Consider the following 15,688-nt stretch of genomic DNA (forward strand, 5'->3'; position numbering starts at 1 on the left):
TATTGCACCGCTCATTCCAAAACGGGTAATGTGCGAGATATGGGGCGACCGAGGAAGTTCGAGGAGGAACGCGCCGTCGAGGCTGCCATGCGCGCGTTCTGGTCCGCGGGCTTCGAGGCCACCTCGACGGCGGACCTGTGCGCGGCCACCGGGCTCGGGCGCAGCAGCATCTACAACACCTTCGCCAGCAAGCACGACCTGTTCGTGAAGGCCCTGCGCCGCTACATGGACCAGCGCAACGCCGCGCTCGCCGAGACGCTGGACGCCGACCTGCCACTCAAGGAGAAGATCAGGTCCGTCCTGTGGTGGGCCGTCGACCCCGTCCCCGGCGAGCCGCCCGGCTGCCTGGTGGTCAACTCGATGACCGAGCTCGCCCCGCACGACCCGGAGATCGCCGAGCTGCTGCGGCGCGACAACGACAGGCGCCGGGAGATGCTGCGGGCCGCCATCGAGACCGGCCGCTCGCGGGGCGAGATCGACTCGGGCAAGGACCCGCTCGCCCTGGCGCACTTCGTCTTCGCCACCGTCAGCGGCCTGCGCGTGGCCGCGCGGGGCGGGACGGACCGGGACGGGCTCGAGTCGATCGCGAAAACCGCCCTGGGCGTTTTCTGATCTTTTTTACGCCCTCGTTTTGCACCGATCAATCCAAAAAGGAGGAACGCCATGCCCTTGGCCGTCTACATATTGGGGCTTTCGATCTTCGCTCAAGGCACTTCTGAGCTCATGCTGGCCGGGCTGATCCCGGAGATGGCCGCCGACCTGCGCGTGTCCGTGCCCGAGGCGGGGCTGCTGATCTCGGCGTTCGCCATGGGGATGCTGGTGGGCGCGCCGGTGCTGGCCGTCCTCACCCTGCGCTGGCCACGGCGTACGGCGCTGCTGACGTTCATCGCGGTCTTCGCCCTGTCGCACGTCGCGGGCGCGCTGACGTCGAGCTACACCGTTGTGTTCGCCACGCGTGTCGTGGGCGCGTTCGTGTACGCGGGCTTCTGGGCCGTGGCGGCGAGCACGGCGGTCGGCCTGGTGCCCGCGAACGCCCGCGGCAAGGCGATGAGCGTGCTCGCCGGCGGCCTGACGGTCGCCACCATCATCGGGCTGTCCCTGGGCACGGTCATCGGCCAGCACCTCGGCTGGCGGGCCGCGTTCTGGGCGGTCGCGGCGCTGTCGGCGCTGGCCGGAGTGGGCGTGCTCACCACCATCCCCGGCGGCCGCCCAGAGGCCGGCGCGACCCCGCGCGTGTCCGTCGAGCTGCGCTCCATGATCAACCCCAGGCTCTGGCTCGCGTACGGCACGACCGCGCTGGCCACGGGAGCCCTGCTGGCCTCCTTCAGCTACCTGAGCGTGCTGCTGGTCGACACCACGGGCCTGGAGCCCGCCTGGGTGCCCGCGGTCCTGGCGCTCTACGGCGCCGGCTCGCTGATCGGGATCACCATCGGCGGCCGGACCGCCGACGCGCGGCCGTTCCCGTCCCTGTACATCGGCGTCGCCGGCCTGATCGTCTGCTCGGTGGCGCTGGCCCTGACCGCGTCCGTCCCCGTGGCGGCCATCGCGATGGTCTTCCTGCTCGGCGCGTTCGGCTTCGGCATGAACCCCGCTCTGAACACCCGCGTCTTCTCCCTGGCCAAGGACGCCCCCACCCTGGCGGCCGCGGTGAACGTCTCCTCCTTCAACGTCGGCATCACCGTCGGCCCCTGGCTCGGCGGGCTGGCCATCGGCGCGGGCCTCGGCTCCCCGTCCGCCGCCTGGATCGGGGCCGCGATCGGCGTGCTCGCCCTGGCCACCGTGGCCCTGGCGGGCGTTCTGCACCGCTCGCCGGCTCCGGAGAGCAGTCGGGTACCTTCAGCCGTGTCAACGACCACCGATTGAAAGCGGTGGTTTGCTCTCACGGTCCCGTCTGGCTGAAGGGAGGCCGGTAGCGTGTGGCTGGTTGACAACAGCCCAGCCCGCAGCGCCGCGTGCGGCGATGTTGCGGGCCGCGATGTGATCGGCGTGCCCAGCGAGGCCACACCCGGTGCAGACGAACCGGCCCCGCGACGGCCGATTAGCCCTACTGATACACCCGCACTCCGGACAGCGCTGAGAGGTGTATGCCGGGTCGACCAGCACGAAAGTGCCCCCGGCCCGCGCGGCCTTGTAACGGGTGAATGCCATCTGCTGAGCAAACGCCCAGCTATGCAGGGTGCGCCGCTGGAACCGATGAGCCCTTACCCGCCCGCGGATGCCCTGCAGATCTTCCAGGGCGATGCCTCGGCCGGTGCGTTCGGCTTCGCGCACTACATACGTGGAGATTTGGTGGTTGAGGTCGGTCATCATCCGATGTTCGCGCCCGGCCAAGCGGCGCAGGACCCGCCGCGCTGAACTCGTGCCCTTCTTCTGTAGGCGGCGGCGTTGCCGATGCCGCCGCTCCCGCAGCATACGGATGTGGCCGTTGCCGTCGATCGGCCCGGCCAGGGCGGGGTTGGGGAGCACCGCCACGTCGGACGTGACCGCCAGGTTCGCCACCCCTTGGTCCACCCCTAGAAAGCCGTGAACCGGCTCACGCGTCCGGGGCTTGGGCAAGGTAACGGCAACTTGCAGCAGCCATACGCCGCGCCGACAGATCAGGTCGGCCTCTCCGAGAGGCAGCGCGTCGACAGCCTGGAGGTCCTCTGGCCGACCTGCGTATGGCACAGCCACACTCCCCGTGGAGGTCCACAGCGACACGGTCTGGGCTTCACTGGACCAGCTCATCAGGCGCGCGTCGTACGGGATGGCGCCGTGCTGGCGGAAGATGTGGGCCCGTTTCTTGGTGGCTCGCCGATTGCCGTAGGCGCCGGCCACCCGGGCGATCGCCCGCACCGCCGTCTGCGCGCCCAGCCCGGCGAACTGCGCACGCGCGGAATGGTAGGCCAGCCGATGCAGCTTCAGGACGGTGAAGGTACGGTGCTGCCAAGCGAGACGGGAGACAAAGGTGGCCGCCTGATTACATACCAGCACCGTCGCCGTCAGGGCGTCAGCCTGAGCAGGGGTGGGCATGAGCCTCAACTGCACCACCGACGGCAGGCCTGCCAGCTTGGCCGTGGAGCGGCGGATCGCCATCGCGCACCTTCTGTCACCGAAGAGTCACCCATCGCAAACAGTAGCGACTGTTACTGATGTTTTCCATACTGTTTTCGAAAGGAGGAGTGGCGCTTCCCTCCGATCCCGAAGGACCAGGTCTCGCGCCACAACTCAGATGAAGCTGGCGAGCATCCACTTTTACCCCGTCAAGTCCACCGCCGGGCACCAGGTTCCCGAGGCCGAGGTGCAGCCGTGGGGGCTCGCCGGCGACCGCCGCTACCTGGTCACCGACGAGCACGGCGAGCTCCTGACGGCCCGCCAGGAGCCCCGGCTGCTGGCCTGCGTGGCCCGGCTCGACGGCGGCTGGCTCACGCTGACCGGCCCGCACGCCGCCCCGCTGCGGGTCACGCCGACCGCCGCCATGTCCACGGTCACCGTGGGGCGCACGCCCGTTGAGCTCACCGACTGCGGCGACGACGCGGCGGACTGGCTGTCCGGGCTGGTGGGCCGGCCCGTCCGGCTCAAATGGCTCGACGACCCGACCCGCCGGCCGGTCAATCCGGAGTACGGGCGGCCGGACGACCGGGTGAGCCTGGCCGACGGCTATCCGCTGCTGCTCACGTCCAGCGCCTCGCTCGCCCTGCTCAACGACTGGATCGTGGAGACCGCGCTGGAGCGCGGCGAGGAGGCGCCGGAGCCGCTGCCCATGCACCGGTTCCGGCCGAACGTGGTGATCGACGGCGTCGGCACGCCGTTCGCCGAGGACGAGTGGAAGCGGGTGCGCATCGGCGCGGTCGACTTCCGGGTGAGCAAGCGGTGCGACCGGTGCGTGCTGACCACGATCGACACGTCCACGTACACGAAGGGCAAGGAGCCCATCAGGACGCTTTCGCGGCATCGCAGGTGGGACGGCAAGGTGTGGTTCGGCATCAACCTGATCCCGGACGTGCCCGGACGCATCGCCCAGGGGGATTCAGTCACCATTCTCTGAAATATCGCCCTTTGGGGTGATGTCAGGGGCTATGCGAGACTTCACAAGTGACCAGTGCCCCCACAACGCCCGCTGTCTCGTCCTCTGACCGAATTCGCGCCGTTCAGCGCCGCACCTTGGCCGTCCTGTCCGCGACGCAGATCGTGAGCGGAGTGGGGGTCGCCGTCGGGCTCGCGCTGAGCTCGGTGGTGGTGGACGAGCTCTCGGGGTCCACGGTGATCAGCGGCTTCGCGGGCACGGCCACCGTGCTCGGCGCGGCGCTGCTGGCCCTGCCCACGGCCAAGGCGTCGGGCAGCGGCGGTCGCCGGGCGGGCCTGTCGCTGGCGTACGCGGCGGCGCTGGCGGGCTGCCTGATCTCGGCGCTCGCGATCAGCCTGCGTACGTGGCCGCTGCTGCTGGCGGGCCTGGTGCTCGTGGGCGGCGGGAGCGCGGGCAGCCTGGCCGCGCGTTACTCGGCCACGGACCTGTCTCCGCAGGGCCGCTCGGCCAGGCACCTGTCACTGGTCGTCTGGGCCTCCACGATCGGCTCCGTGGCCGGCCCGAACCTGGCCAAGCCCACCGACCAGATCGGCATGCGGCTGGGGCTGGTGGAGAAGGCGGGGCCGTTCGTGTTCGCGGCGCTGGCGTTCGCGGTGGCGATGGCCCTCATCTTCTGCCTGCTGCGCCCCGACCCGCTCACGCTGGCCCGCTCCCTGAACGACGGCCCCGGCACCGGCCGCAGCCCCAAGGGGACGATCCGCACCGCATGGCAGACCCTCCGCACCACCGCGACGGCCCGCCGCGCCCTCGTCATGATCGCGGTGAGCCACACGGCGATGGTGTCCGTCATGTCCATGACCCCGGTCAAACTCCACCACGACGGCTCGAACCTGGACGTCATCGGCCTCGTGATCAGCCTGCACATCGCGGGCATGTACGTGCTGTCGCCGGTGGTGGGCTGGCTGGCCGACAAGGCGGGCAAGGTGCCGGTGCTCGTGCTCGGCATGGCCCTGCTGCTGAGCGCCGCCACGCTCGCCGGCACGGCGGGGCACCGGGTCTGGCAGGTGACGGCCGCGCTGGTGCTGCTCGGCCTCGGCTGGTCGTGCGGCCTGGTGGCGGGCTCGGCCCTGGTCACGGAGTCCGTCCCGCTCGAACGCCGCCCCGCCGTACAGGGGCTCTCGGATCTGCTGATGAACGTCTGCGGCGCCACGGGCACGATCGTCGCGGGCGCCATCGTGGGGACGCTCGGCTACGGCGTGCTCGGCCTGGTCGTGGGCGTCATGGCCGCGCTCGCGGGCGTCTGGCTGACGATCATCTGGCGCGCCGACCGCCCTTAGCCGTGGCGGCGGGACCGTCACTCGGCATCCGCGTCACGGCGGGCCGTTCGTCACTCGGCATCCGCGTCACGGCCGGACGGTCGTCACTTGGCACCGGCGTCACGGCGGGACGGTCGTCACTTGGCATCGGCGTAGGCCGACACCGCCACCGCCTCCATGGGAAAGCGCACCGGCGTGGCCCCGAACAGCAGCCGGGTGGCCTCGGCCGCGGCCGAGGCCACCGCGACGATCACCTCCTCCGCCTGCTCCAACGGGCAGTGCACCATCACCTCGTCGTGCTGGAAGAACACCAGCCGCGCCGGCTCCGGCAGCAGCCCGCGCAGCACCGCCATCAGCGCCAGCGCCCACTCGGCCGCCGTGGCCTGCACCACGAAGTTGCGCGTGAACCGCCCGCGGTCCCGGGCCGCCCGCGCGCCCTCGGGCCCCGACACCAGCTCCTTCCACCGCGGCGAGGGCGGCGGGCTGGTGCGCCCGAGCCAGGAACGCACGAGCCGCCCCTCCTCCCCCGCCTTGGCCGCGTCCTCCACGAACTGGTACGCCTTGGGGAAGCGCTGCCGCATCACCGCCAGCAGCTTGGGCGCGTCACCGCTGGTGCCGCCGTACATGGCGGACAGCATCGCGATCTTGGCGTGGTCACGCTCACCGCCGAACGACTGCGCCAGCGCCGAGTACAGGTCGATCTCCCCGGCGGCCCTGGCCAGCCCCACGTCGCCGGCCATCGCGGCCAGCACCCGCGGCTCCAGCTGGGCGGCGTCGGCGACGACCAGCACCCACCCCTCGTCGGCCACCACCACCCGGCGCATCACCTTGGGGATCTGCAGCGCCCCGCCGCCGCTGGTGGCCCACCGCCCGGACACCACGCCGCCCACCACGTATTCGGGCCGGAAACGCCCGCCCCGCACCCACTGGTCGGCCCACACCCACCCGTGGAAGCTGTAGAGCCGTGCCAGCTCCTTGTAGGCCAGCAGCGGCGCCACCGCGGGATGGTCGATCTGCTTGAGCTCCCACGACCGCGTGGTCTTCAACGCCACCCCCGCCCCCTTGAACGCCTTGACGAGCTGCTGCACCGAGTCGGGGTTGACCGGCTGGCCGAGGGCCGCGGTCACCTCGTCGGCCAGCGCCTGCAGCTTGGCCGGGCGCATGCCGTGGACGGGCCGCGGCCCGAGCAGCTCGGTCAGCAGCTCGTCGTGCACGTCGCGCCGCCACGGCATGCCGTCGTACGACATCTCGGCCGCGATGAGCGCCCCCGCCGACTCGGCCGCCACCAGCAGCCGGAACCTGCCCGGCTCGGGCAGCGCCTCGATCCGGCGCAGCTGGTCGGCCAGCACCTCCGCCACGGCCTCGGCCGCGAGCGGCTCGGGCTCGAACAGCGTGCCGGGCGCGCTCGGCTGCTCCTCCGGCACCGGCAGCCCGTGCAGCCGGGCGTGGGCGGCCCTGGCCGAGCGGCTCTCGCCGTAGCGGCCCTCGTACGCGAGCAGCAGCCCCTCGGTGAGCGCGAGGTCGTGGCAGCGCGAGACCCGCACGCCCGCGCTCAGCAGGTCGGGATAGACCTCCCGCGCATCGGCCCACACCCACCGCGGGTGCTCGGCCTCCTCCAGCTCGCGTACGGCCCCCGCCAGGTCGGCGGGGCGCCGCACCGAGCCGCCCACGGGCAGCAGCGCCTCTCCGGCGACCACGACATGCACGTGGTCAAGGGTGCCAAACGGCCCAGACAAAAAAGCTACGACAACGCGATGCGCACCTCGTCCTCCAGCGGCGGATCGACCTCCTGGGCCCGGCACCCGGTGGCGGCGAAGCACCGCACGGTCAGCTCCTCGGGCGTGACCGACAGGTGCAGGAACTGCTTGAAGAACGGCGGCGTGTCCCAGTCGGACAGCTCCGACAGGTAGCGGTGGAACACCTTGTCGACCGGCAACCTGAACGGCCACGGCCACGCCCCGAGCAGCCGCGCCGCCCACCGCATCCTGCGGGTGATCGTGACCGGGCCCTCGGGGCTTCTGACCGGCTCGTTCTTGATCTGGTCCGACATGATGCACAGGGCCTCGGAGGGCGTCAGGTAGATCCACTTCATCCGCAGGCGGCGCGCGTACAGCTGGCTGTAGAACGACAGGGAGTCGCCGCGCAGCGGGTAGCACCTGAAGTCGTCCTCGTGCACTCCCTTGACGTCGACCCTCTGGATCGTGTGCGTGGCGTGCATGAACGCGCCGCCACCGCCGGACACGATGTACTGGATCACCCGGTCGCCCACTTTGACCGGGTAGCGCTGGTAGTTGTGCACGTCTCCGCCGATGGCCGCGACGTACCGGTGCGCCGGATCGCGCACGATGTCGTCGATCGTGCCGCCTTCCTCCAGCGGTGAGGGCTTGTAGACGTTCGCGGTGTAGATGGGCTTGCCCGTCACGAGGATCTTCGGCCGCGGATCGCGCGAGACGCGCCGCAGCCACGCGGTCTGCCCCTTGTCGATGATGTTCTTGATGCCGGTGTCGACGCCGACGATCAGCAGGCTGTCGCTCTCGATCGCCCAGTACGGCGCCGGCTGCGTCGCCTGCTGGGTCGGCTTGCCCCTGAGCTCGCGCGCCTCGGCCAGCCGTACCTCGTCGATGGCCTCCGGCTTGCGCCACAGCAGGCGGCGCAGCCAGCGGTCGGGCTTCGGCTTGAGCGGCGGCGCGTCGCAGAAGATCCGCATGAAGCCGCCGAGCCCGTCGTACCAGTCGTGGTTGCCGGGGACGGCGTAGATCGGGGCGTCATAGTCCTTGTACGGACGGAAGAACTTGTCCCCGTACTCGTTGCCCGATCCCGTCGGATAGATCACATCGCTCGCGATTACTGCGAACGACGTCCCTTCCCCCACTCTCAACATTCCTGGAACAACGGCGTACTGGGACGCGTCTCCCTCTCCGGTATCACCGAGCAGCAGGAAACTGAAATTTCCCCCGACGGGCGGTTTGATGCGAAATTCCGGATCAATCCCCCGCGCTTCCTGAGCCGCCACCCATCGCGCCCGAACCTCTCCCGACGGATCCCCGAGCAACCCCGCGAGGATGTCGTTACGCGATCTCCACAACGTCACCAAATTCAGCCACGTAAACCCGTGATCGTTGGGTCTGAGCTGCGCGAACGTCCCCGTCTGTGTGCAGGCCCATCCTGCCCCCTCTTCTGACACCCTTGAGGAAAGTTGCTTTCCTCGCTCGGCCGCGACTTCCACCATGACCACATACTTACCGCGATCACCCATTCGCGCACCCGGAACGCTCCGTACCGTAAGGAACACAGAAGGTTCGCAATGGTGTACCCTCAACCCCCCAAGCAAGCGGTAGGGACCGTCGAGGGGGGTGCTCCATGACCCGTAACGGCCCGGACGACACGACCCGGAGCGGCACTTCCGACGTGGAGGTCATCGAGGGCCTGCTGGCATACGCACAAACCCGGTCATCCCGCTGGGGCGGGGCGGCCCTCAAAAGGGTCAGCGAAGCGGTCGCGCGAAGCCGCGCCCTCGACGCCCGCTCTCCCGGCACCCACACGACCCTGCTGGCCCGCAGCCTGCTCGCCAAGGCCAAACTCCTCCTCAAACGGGACCGGGCAGCGGAGGCGCTACCTCTGGCGCAGGAAGCGGTGATGCTCACCCGCCCGACGGGCGGCGCCCCGCTGGTGGTGGCACTGAGCTGCCTGGCCACCACCTTCGAGTCCCTCCACCGCTACAGCGAAGCCGCCGCCACGCTCGCAGAAGCCGACCGAATCCTCCCCCCAGACGAACCCTGACCCACCGCCGGAGGAAGGACCCCCCGTTGGGGCGAGGCAGCGAGGGCGACGAAAAGGACAGCGGGAGCGGTTGGGAGACGGCGGCGGGAGACGGCGGCGGGTGGCGGCAAACGGCGACGGCGAACGGCGGTGCCGGGCCGTGGTGCCGGGCCGTGGTGGGTGTGGCGGTGGCTTGGAGCGGGGGCCGGTCTATGCGGGGGGAAATGAGGTGGGGGGTGGGATGAGGGCGCCGGGGTTGAGGATGCCGGCGGGGTCGAGCCGGGCCTTGACCGCCTGCAGGATGCCCATCCCCACCGGCCCCAGCTCGGCCGCATAAGCGTCCCGGTGGTCGCGGCCGACCCCGTGGTGGTGGGTGATCGTGCCGCCGGCCTCGACGATGGCCGCGTTCACCGCCTCCTTGGCCTGCTCCCACTGCGCCACCGGGTCACCCTCCTGCGCGGTGACGACCGTGAAGTACAGCGAGGCGCCGGTCTCGTACACGTGGGAGACGTGGCACATGACGAGCGGCGAGCCGAGCGCGGCGGCCAGGGCGAGCCGCACCGCGTCGTAGAGGCGTGGCAGGTTCGCCCAGAAGCCGGCCGTCTCCAGGGTCTCGACGGTGGCCCCGCCCCCGAGCAGCGAGTCGCGGAGGTACGGCGCGGAGAAGCGGCCGTGCTCCCAGGCCTCCCCCGGCTCGGTGCCCAGTGGCTCGCCCCCCATCCGGGTCAGGACGGCGGCGGCCCCGGCCTGGCGGGCTGCCACCGAGCCCCATCCGGAAGCTCCTTCCGAGACTGAAGTGCTTTCGTAGCCGGCGATCAGGAGGCAGCCTGAGCCGCCCGACCCGATCGTGTCGGGCTTCGCGAGGCCGATCATGGTTTCGGTCTCGTCCGAGAGCCGCAGCACCGTCGGGAGCGGCCCCTCCTGGGCGAGCGCCCGCACCGCCGCCGTGCCCTCCGCGAACGTCCCGAACCGCCACCCCTCGTACCGACGCTCGACGGGAGCCCGGCGCACCCTGAGCCGCAGGGACGTGATGACTCCGAAGGCGCCCTCGGAGCCCAGCACGAGCTGGCGCAGATCGGGCCCGGCCGCCGACTTGGGGGCGCGCCCGAGGTCCAGGGTGCCGGTGGGCGTGGCCACCGTGAGGCCCACGACCATGTCGTCGAAGCGCCCGTACCCGGCGGAGGCCTGGCCGCTGGAGCGGGCCGCCGCGAAGCCGCCGAGGGTCGCGTACTCGAAGGACTGGGGGAAGTGGCCCAGCGTGAGGCCGTGCGCGGCGAGCAGCCGCTCGGCCTCGGGGGCGCGCACCCCCGGCTCGAAGGAGGCCACGAGGGACTCCAGGTCGACGGAGAGCAGGCGGTCGAGCCGGCCCAGGTCGAGAGCGATCGTCCCCACGAAGCCCGAGCCGGAGCCCGAGCCGGAGCCGGAGCCCGAGCCCGAGCCCGAGCCGGAGCCCGACGCGGACGCCGGTGTGGAGGCGGTGAGGCCGCCTACCACGGAGGTGCCGCCGCCGAAGGGGATCACGGCGACGCGTTCGGCGGAGCACACCCGCAGCAGCTCCGCCACCTCCTCGTGCGAGCCGGGCAGCACCACCGCGTCGGGCGCGGCCGAGCCGTCCCCGACGCGCATCCGCAGCAGGTCGGGGGTGGACTTGCCGCGCGTGTGGCGGACGCGGGCCTCGTGCGAGGTCAGCACGTACGCGGAGCCGGCCACCCCGGCCAGCGCGCCGAGCAGCGGCTCGGGCAGGGCGACCGGCGGCAGGCGGACCGATTCGAGGCCGACGGCGGGCACGTCCGGAGCGCGTACGCCGAGGAAGTCACGCAAAAGCGCACGGACCTCCGGGGGCAGTTCGCGGGCGAGAGCCGGGTCGCCCCAGCCGGACCACAGCATCGGTTCTCCAGTCACGCTTACACTGTGACACATGACGTCGATTCGTCACAATGATGGCGTGCTGGACGCGGCCCGCGACTGCGTGCTGGCCTACGGGGTGCGCAGGACGACGCTCACCGACGTGGCGCGCCGGGCGGGGGTGTCGCGGATGACGATCTACCGCCGCTGGCCCGACGTGCGCACGCTGGTCGCGGACCTGATGACCAGGGAATGGGTGCGCGTGGTCGAGGAGCTCGACATGTCGGACCCCGTGCGGGCGGTCGTCGAGGGCGTCAAGGGGCTGCGCGCCCACCCGCTGTGGCGGAAGATCGTGGAAGCGGATCCGGAGCTGCTGCTGCCGTATCTGCTCGACCGGCGCGGCGCCAGCCACGAGGCGATACTCGAGGTCCTGGAGCGCGCAGTCGGGGGCCCGGGCAGGGCGCGGGCGGTGCTGCTGGTGGCGCAGTCGTTCCTGCTGTCGGCGCCCACGATGCTCGGCCCCGTGACCATGGACGAGCTCGACGGCGAGCTCACCGCCCTGCTGGAGGCCTATCTTGGATAGCTCGCATGGAGGCACCTTGGACGACAGCTCGCTGAACGCCCGCAGAAGATCCCGTGAGCTGCGCCGCGTCGCGGAGGAACGGCTCGACGTGCTGGTGGTCGGGCTCGGCGCGACCGGCGCGGGCGCCGCGCTGGACGCCGCGTCCCGTGGGCTCAGCGTAGCGGCGATCGACGCGCACGACCTGGCTTTCGGCACGTCCAGGTGGAGCTCCAAGATGATCCACGGCGGCCTGCGCTATCTGGCCAAGGGGCAGGTGGACGTCGCCTACGAGAGCGCGGTCGAGCGCGGCATCCTGCTCCGCACGACGGCTCCGCACCTGGTCGCGGCCCACCCGTACCTGCTGCCGCTGACCAAGGGGGTCTCGCGGCGGCAGGCGGCGCTCGTGATGAGCGGCTACCGGCTCGGCGACGGCCTGCGGGCCGCCGCGCGCACGCCGCGCCGGCTGCTGCCCGGTCCGACCCGGCTGAGCGCGGCCCGCACGCGCACGCTGGCGCCCGTGCTCGACGGCGACGGCCTGCGCGGCGCGCTCCTGTCCTGGGACGGCCGGCTGCTGGACGACGCCCGCCTGGTCGTGGCGATCGCCAGGACCGCCGCCGCGCACGGCGCCCGCGTGCTGACCCGCTGCCGCGCGCTGCGGCTCACGGGCCAGGGCGCGCTGGTACGCGACGAGCTGACGGGCGAGGAGTTCGACGTCCGCGCCAGAGTGGTGATCAACGCGGCCGGGGTGTGGGCGGGCGGGCTGGATCCCGAGGTGAAGCTGCGCCCCTCGCGCGGCACCCACCTCGTGCTGACCCAGGGGACGCTGCCCGGGCTGATCGCCGGCATGCACGTGCCCATTCCCGGAGAGACCAACCGATTCGCGCTCGTACTCCCCCAGCGCGACGGCCGCGTGTACGTCGGCCTCACCGACGAACCGGTGGACGGCCCCGTCCCCGACGTTCCCGAAGTGCCCGAGGAAGACGTCAGAACGCTCCTGGAGGTGCTGAACGGGGTTCTTGAGACTCAGGTGACCCGGGAGGCGGTCTCGGGCGCCTACGCGGGCCTCAGGCCCCTTCTGGCGGCTGACGGCAATACGGCCGACATCTCGCGCAGACACGCCGTTGTGTCGCATGACGGGATCGTCACGGTCGTCGGCGGCAAGCTCACGACATATCGGCGGATGGCCGAGGACGCGGTGGATGAAGCGGTCTCGTCCGCGAAACTCCCAGCACGCCGGAGTCGTACCAGGAAGATCCCGCTCGTCGGGGCCGGCCCGCGACCGTCCGGGGTGCCGCCCCGGCTGGCCGAGCGGTACGGCAGCGAGGCCGCGGCCGTGCACGAGCTCGTCAAGGCGTACCCGGAGGAGGTCGGGCTCGGCATCACCGAGGGCGAGCTGGTCTGGTCGGTCCGGCACGAGGGCGCGCTCGACGAGGGCGACCTGCTGGACAGGCGGACCAGGATCGGCCTGGTCAAGCAGGACAGGGACCGCGCACTGCCCGCGACACGGGACGTGTTGGACCGAACCACCCGCGACTGACCCCACCAATCCGTTAGGTTAGTCTTACCTAATTCGGATCGGGGAGGGTGAACAGGCGTTGGCAAGGGGCTGCGAGCATCCGGCCGGGTGCCACACCGGAGGGGTTCCCACGTTGGCCAGCGCCACCGTGGGAGCGCGGCTGTGGCTGCTCGTCGAATACACCGGCGCCTGGCCCTCGCACCTGGAAAACTTCGAACTTCCTGAAAAAATCTCCGAACTGGTCCGCCGGGCGCTCGAGCGCGGTATCAGGCCCCAGTTGATCCGCCGGCCGGGAAAGCGGACCCGCCCACAGGAGCAGGGGATCCGTGTGCTACTCGCGTACGCGGTAGGAGACCGCCCCTGGTTGGCGAGCGGTGTCGTCGCAGGTCCCGACGATCTTGACCTGGACGCGCTCGTGGCGGGAGTGGTCCCGGAGTCCTGCATACTTGAAGACGAGCCGGTATTTCTGGTCTGCACGCACGCCAAGCGCAATGCGTGCTGCGCCCGCATTGGACTACCCCTCGCTCGCACGCTGGCCGATTCTTTGCCGGACAGAGTGTGGGAAACGTCACACGTTGGCGGCGATCGCTACGCCGCCAACCTGGTGTGCTTGCCACACGGAATTTTCTACGGCAGCATGTCTCAGGCTGCTGCACTGGCAGCGGCTAACGCGTACCGGTCGGGCGAGATCATTCTCGACCGCTACCGGGGACGCGCAGGCATCCCTGAGCCATTGCAAGCCGTGGAGCACTTCGCCCGAGCCCATACGGGAGAGTGTTCCGTCGGCGCGGTGGCCGTGGAATCCTCCAGGTCGGACGGCGACGTCACCGTAGCCATCGTGCGAGTCAACGCGCGGAGCTGCGGCGACGTCCGGCTCCAGGTTGTGGTTGAGCCATCGGCGTTCACAGCGCCGTGTGGTACGGCTTGCGCCGAGACGATCACCACCTACCGGCTGGTTTCGCTGGACAGGCTCACGCCTGTGCGGTACGCCACGCCCGCTCTCGCCTGAACAGGGAACATCGCGGCCCAACGTTGCGTTGGAACAGTGACGCCATAAGCGTCCAATGCGGCTCAATTACCGAAATACCTCTCACGAAGGTGGTTTTCTCATGTCTCAGGTACGTCGGCAGCTCGCCCGCCCGCGCCCCAGCTGGGGTTGGCAGGATGATGCCGCGTGCCGGGGTGAGGACCTCGTGCTCTTCTTCGGCCCCGACGGGGAGCGGCAGCCCGAGCGTGACGTACGTGAGCGGAAGGCCAAGGCGATCTGCGCCCAGTGCCCCGTCCGCAACGAGTGCCTTGACTACGCGCTGTCCCGTCCCGAGAAGTACGGCACGTGGGGCGGTCTCAACGAAGACGAGCGCGCCTCCGAGCGTCGTCGTCGCATGCGCCGCGCGGCCAGCGCCGGCATCTCCGCCGCCTGACACACCCGGCAGCGTCACCATCATCGCGTGATCAAGCAGTTGTCCCGATGAACCGGAGCTTGGCCCTCCACGCACAGGCTCCGGCGAACCCGGTCGGGACAACTGCCTGATCAGGCAGCACCTCCGAGGGCACCGGTCCGCACGAGCATCGGCACCACGTGGTCGCGCACGGCAGGCGCGAGGCGCGGCACGTACGCGTCACGCCCGTCCGTCCACCCCAGTGCCGCCAGCTCAGCGGCCGGCCTCGGATCCCCCGAAACCCTGGCGGTGAAGACCGTCATGCGCATGGGCACGCCCTCCAGCGCCGCCATGTCCTCGACGTGGTCGAGCAGGGCCAGGTCGTGCGCAGTCACCCCGAGCTCCTCGGCCAGCTCACGCGCGAGCGTCTCCTCCGGCTCCTCCCCCGCCTCGGGCTTGCCCCCAGGCAGGTAGAAGACGTCCGGAGCAGCGTGCTTGCTCACGACGAGCAGCCGCCCCCGGTCCACGACCGCCGCGGCGACCACGCGCAACGCATCCATGCCCGACAGCATCCCATGCGGCACCGACAAACCGGATCTCCGAGGATTGTCACCCCCGGCCGATAAGGTGCCCGGCATGACAGAATCCCAGCCCTCCCCCGTGACCGCCGACGACCTCGACGAGGCCGTCCGGCTGGCCGTCGCCACCCTTCGCGAGGCACCCGAGACCGCGTGGGACCGCAAGGCCGGCACGCTGGAATGGACATGCTGGGAGACGGTCGAGCACCTGGCCGACGACCTGTTCGCCTATGCCGCCCAGCTCGGGCTCAGGATGCCGCCGCTGGACACGTACGTCCCGTTCGTCCTGGAAAGTCGCAGGCCGGAGGGCCCCGCCAACACCATCCACGCCGACCCCAAGGCCGGTCCCGTCGGGCTGCTGCAGGTGCTGGAGGCGTGCGGCGCGATGTTGTCCTCGATGGCGCGGACCACGCCGCCGGAGGTCCGCGCCCACCACGGCTTCGGCGCGGCCGACCCCGAGGGCTCGGCGGCGATGGGCATCGTGGAGACGCTCGTCCACACCCACGACCTGGCCGAAGGGCTCGGGCTCGGGTGGGCGCCGCCGGCCGGGATGTGCGCCCGGGTGCTGGCGCGGCTGTTCCCCGACGCCCCGCGCGACACGGATCCGTGGACGACCCTGCTGTGGGCCACCGGGCGCGCCGACCTCCCCGGCCGTGAGCGCCCGGTGAAGTGGCGCTGGTACAGCGCGCCGCGGTCCTGAGCGGCGCGCGCTCCCCTAAACGTCAGA

The 15,688-nt window shown here is 71.0% G+C and carries 15 protein-coding genes; 10 read left to right on the plus strand and 5 right to left on the minus strand.

Annotated elements, in window-relative coordinates; all coding sequences use genetic code 11:
* Positions 1-39: 39 nt before the first annotated feature.
* Positions 40-612, plus strand: a complete 573-nt coding sequence (locus tag ACIBI9_RS08235) for a TetR/AcrR family transcriptional regulator (protein ID WP_397221254.1) — start codon at positions 40-42, stop codon at positions 610-612.
* Between the two features lie 51 nt (positions 613-663).
* Positions 664-1,863 carry a Cmx/CmrA family chloramphenicol efflux MFS transporter gene (locus ACIBI9_RS08240; protein WP_397221255.1) on the plus strand — a complete coding sequence of 400 codons (1,200 nt, stop codon included), beginning with the start codon at positions 664-666 and terminating at the stop codon, positions 1,861-1,863.
* On the opposite strand, the gene ACIBI9_RS08245 is transcribed toward ACIBI9_RS08240, so the two are convergent.
* Entirely contained in the window at positions 1,846-3,075 is a 1,230-nt protein-coding gene (locus ACIBI9_RS08245) for an RNA-guided endonuclease InsQ/TnpB family protein (RefSeq protein ID WP_397221256.1), read from the minus strand. The two genes, ACIBI9_RS08240 and ACIBI9_RS08245, sit on opposite strands and share 18 nt — an antisense overlap.
* 136 nt (positions 3,076-3,211) lie before the next feature.
* On the opposite strand from ACIBI9_RS08245, the gene ACIBI9_RS08250 reads away from it, so the two are divergent.
* Both ACIBI9_RS08250 and ACIBI9_RS08255 read left to right on the plus strand, forming a co-directional pair.
* Positions 3,212-4,027 (plus strand): MOSC domain-containing protein, encoded by an 816-nt coding sequence (locus tag ACIBI9_RS08250; RefSeq protein ID WP_397221257.1) that lies wholly within the window; start codon positions 3,212-3,214, stop codon positions 4,025-4,027.
* A 116-nt stretch (positions 4,028-4,143) separates the two neighbouring features.
* Positions 4,144-5,343, plus strand: a complete 1,200-nt coding sequence (locus ACIBI9_RS08255; protein WP_397221258.1) for an MFS transporter — start codon at positions 4,144-4,146, stop codon at positions 5,341-5,343.
* Between the two features lie 116 nt (positions 5,344-5,459).
* Here the strand turns inward: ACIBI9_RS08255 and ACIBI9_RS08260 are convergent, their stop codons facing one another.
* On the minus strand, positions 5,460-7,028 hold the full coding sequence (locus tag ACIBI9_RS08260) for a bifunctional 3'-5' exonuclease/DNA polymerase (RefSeq protein ID WP_397221259.1): 1,569 nt from the start codon (positions 7,026-7,028) through the stop codon (positions 5,460-5,462).
* 35 nt (positions 7,029-7,063) lie between these two features.
* A complete protein-coding gene (locus ACIBI9_RS08265) occupies positions 7,064-8,311 on the minus strand; it encodes a metallophosphoesterase family protein (protein ID WP_397221821.1) in 1,248 nt (415 codons plus the stop codon).
* A 371-nt stretch (positions 8,312-8,682) separates the two neighbouring features.
* Between ACIBI9_RS08265 and ACIBI9_RS08270 the strand changes: the two genes are divergently transcribed.
* A complete protein-coding gene (locus ACIBI9_RS08270; protein ID WP_397221260.1) occupies positions 8,683-9,102 on the plus strand; it encodes a hypothetical protein in 420 nt (139 codons plus the stop codon).
* 189 nt (positions 9,103-9,291) lie between these two features.
* Here ACIBI9_RS08270 and ACIBI9_RS08275 read toward each other — a convergent pair whose 3' ends face one another.
* Complete coding sequence (locus ACIBI9_RS08275) at positions 9,292-10,968, minus strand: FAD-binding oxidoreductase (RefSeq protein WP_397221822.1); 1,677 nt, start codon at positions 10,966-10,968, stop codon at positions 9,292-9,294.
* A gap of 31 nt (positions 10,969-10,999) precedes the next feature.
* On the opposite strand from ACIBI9_RS08275, the gene ACIBI9_RS08280 reads away from it, so the two are divergent.
* The 4 genes from ACIBI9_RS08280 (at position 11,000) to ACIBI9_RS08295 (ending at position 14,425) form a co-directional block, all read left to right on the plus strand.
* Positions 11,000-11,509 carry a TetR/AcrR family transcriptional regulator gene (locus ACIBI9_RS08280; RefSeq protein WP_397221261.1) on the plus strand — a complete coding sequence of 170 codons (510 nt, stop codon included), beginning with the start codon at positions 11,000-11,002 and terminating at the stop codon, positions 11,507-11,509.
* A gap of 16 nt (positions 11,510-11,525) precedes the next feature.
* Positions 11,526-13,025, plus strand: a complete 1,500-nt coding sequence (locus ACIBI9_RS08285; protein ID WP_397221262.1) for a glycerol-3-phosphate dehydrogenase/oxidase — start codon at positions 11,526-11,528, stop codon at positions 13,023-13,025.
* 112 nt (positions 13,026-13,137) lie between these two features.
* Positions 13,138-14,013, plus strand: coding sequence for a sucrase ferredoxin (locus tag ACIBI9_RS08290; RefSeq protein ID WP_397221263.1), 876 nt, complete (start codon positions 13,138-13,140; stop codon positions 14,011-14,013).
* Between the two features lie 100 nt (positions 14,014-14,113).
* Positions 14,114-14,425, plus strand: a complete 312-nt coding sequence (locus ACIBI9_RS08295) for a WhiB family transcriptional regulator (RefSeq protein ID WP_080036407.1) — start codon at positions 14,114-14,116, stop codon at positions 14,423-14,425.
* A gap of 110 nt (positions 14,426-14,535) precedes the next feature.
* Here ACIBI9_RS08295 and ACIBI9_RS08300 read toward each other — a convergent pair whose 3' ends face one another.
* Positions 14,536-14,943 (minus strand): NUDIX domain-containing protein, encoded by a 408-nt coding sequence (locus ACIBI9_RS08300; protein ID WP_397221264.1) that lies wholly within the window; start codon positions 14,941-14,943, stop codon positions 14,536-14,538.
* 76 nt (positions 14,944-15,019) lie between these two features.
* On the opposite strand from ACIBI9_RS08300, the gene ACIBI9_RS08305 reads away from it, so the two are divergent.
* Complete coding sequence (locus tag ACIBI9_RS08305; protein WP_397221265.1) at positions 15,020-15,661, plus strand: hypothetical protein; 642 nt, start codon at positions 15,020-15,022, stop codon at positions 15,659-15,661.
* Positions 15,662-15,688 lie beyond the last annotated feature (27 nt).

Source organism: Nonomuraea sp. NPDC050451, from assembly GCF_044458585.1.

Excerpts from the sequence above, each read along its gene's own strand:
- ACIBI9_RS08235 (WP_397221254.1), top strand. The coding sequence starts at position 40 with ATGGGGCGACCGAGGAAGTTCGAGGAGGAACGCGCCGTCGAGGCTGCC.
- ACIBI9_RS08240 (WP_397221255.1), top strand. The coding sequence starts at position 664 with ATGCCCTTGGCCGTCTACATATTGGGGCTTTCGATCTTCGCTCAAGGC.
- ACIBI9_RS08245 (WP_397221256.1), bottom strand. The coding sequence starts at position 3,075 with ATGGCGATCCGCCGCTCCACGGCCAAGCTGGCAGGCCTGCCGTCGGTG.
- ACIBI9_RS08250 (WP_397221257.1), top strand. The coding sequence starts at position 3,212 with ATGAAGCTGGCGAGCATCCACTTTTACCCCGTCAAGTCCACCGCCGGG.
- ACIBI9_RS08270 (WP_397221260.1), top strand. The coding sequence starts at position 8,683 with ATGACCCGTAACGGCCCGGACGACACGACCCGGAGCGGCACTTCCGAC.
- ACIBI9_RS08275 (WP_397221822.1), bottom strand. The coding sequence starts at position 10,968 with ATGCTGTGGTCCGGCTGGGGCGACCCGGCTCTCGCCCGCGAACTGCCC.
- ACIBI9_RS08280 (WP_397221261.1), top strand. The coding sequence starts at position 11,000 with ATGACGTCGATTCGTCACAATGATGGCGTGCTGGACGCGGCCCGCGAC.
- ACIBI9_RS08295 (WP_080036407.1), top strand. The coding sequence starts at position 14,114 with ATGTCTCAGGTACGTCGGCAGCTCGCCCGCCCGCGCCCCAGCTGGGGT.
- ACIBI9_RS08300 (WP_397221264.1), bottom strand. The coding sequence starts at position 14,943 with ATGGATGCGTTGCGCGTGGTCGCCGCGGCGGTCGTGGACCGGGGGCGG.
- ACIBI9_RS08305 (WP_397221265.1), top strand. The coding sequence starts at position 15,020 with ATGACAGAATCCCAGCCCTCCCCCGTGACCGCCGACGACCTCGACGAG.